The sequence below is a fragment of the uncultured Thermomonas sp. genome, assembly GCF_937872235.1.
In the GTDB taxonomy this organism is placed as follows: domain Bacteria; phylum Pseudomonadota; class Gammaproteobacteria; order Xanthomonadales; family Xanthomonadaceae; genus Thermomonas; species Thermomonas beijingensis.
In genome coordinates this window covers 1-1,177 of record NZ_CALMPC010000010.1, presented here as the reverse complement: position 1 = coordinate 1,177, position 1,177 = coordinate 1, and the positions used below count along the sequence as shown (strand labels likewise).

General features: G+C 63.8%; 1 protein-coding gene. It reads left to right on the top strand.

What is annotated here, in order from left to right:
- The first annotated feature begins 26 nt into the window (after positions 1–26).
- The gene (locus QWB57_RS01030) at positions 27–1,019 is read left to right on the top strand and encodes a MoxR family ATPase (protein ID WP_288967957.1); all 993 of its coding nucleotides are present in this window, start codon (positions 27–29) and stop codon (positions 1,017–1,019) included.
- Positions 1,020–1,177 lie beyond the last annotated feature (158 nt).

Genomic DNA, 1,177 nt, shown 5'->3' with positions numbered 1-1,177 from the left:
ATTGGCTGCAACCTTTCGGAGCTTCGATGGACACCCCCGTTTCCAGTACCAGCCGCCTGCATGGCGTATTCCAACATCTGCGCGAAGAGCTGACCGCTGAAATCGTGGGGCAAGCGGCCCTGATCGAACGTCTGCTGATCGCCTTGTTGGCCGATGGCCACCTGCTGGTGGAAGGCGCGCCGGGGTTGGCTAAAACCTCGGCCATTCGCGCGCTGGCATCCCGGCTGGATGCGGATTTTGCGCGGGTGCAATTCACACCTGACCTGTTGCCGGCCGATCTGACCGGCACTGAGGTGTGGCGGCCGCAGGAGGGGCAATTCCAGTTTCAGTCGGGGCCGATTTTTCATTCCATTTTATTGGCCGATGAGATCAACCGTGCACCGGCCAAGGTGCAGTCGGCCCTGCTGGAAGCGATGGGCGAGCGGCAGGTCACGGTGGGGCGGCAGACCTATCCACTGCCACCCTTGTTCATGGTGATGGCCACGCAAAACCCGATTGAGCAAGAAGGCACGTTTCCGCTGCCCGAAGCGCAGTTGGATCGCTTTTTGATGTATGTGCGGATTGGCTACCCGCAAGCCGATGCCGAAGCCGAAATCCTGCGGTTGGCGCGCGCGCGTGCACGTGATGCACTGCAAGTGCAGTCGCATTCTGGCTTGCGCATTAGCCAGGCGGATGTATTTGCGGCGCGTCAGGCGGTGCTGGATTTGCACATGGCCCCGGCGCTGGAGCGCTATCTGATCGAGCTGGTACTGGCCTCGCGTGACCCCGCCCGCTACGACCCGGCATTGGCGCGGCGCATCGCTTGGGGTGCCAGCCCGCGCGGCTCGATCGCGCTGGAGCGTTGTGCGCGTGCGCGTGCATGGCTGGGTGGCCGCGAGTTTGTCACCCCGGAAGACGTGCGTGCGGTGGCCGTGGATGTGTTGCGGCACCGTGTGCTGCCCAGCTTTGAAGCCACCGCCGAAGGTTGGGATGGCGAACAACTGGTGGGCGAATTATTGCGGCGGGTGCCGCTGCCTTGAGTTGGCATCACCATGGATAACGGCGTGGTTCCCGCACTTGCCGAGCTGATCGCCTTGCGTGCGCAGGTGTTGGGCCGACGCGCGGCGCGGCGCGGCAGTCATGGTGTTCACGGGCATGCGTTGTCCAATCAGCGCGGGCGCGGCATGGAGTACGCCGA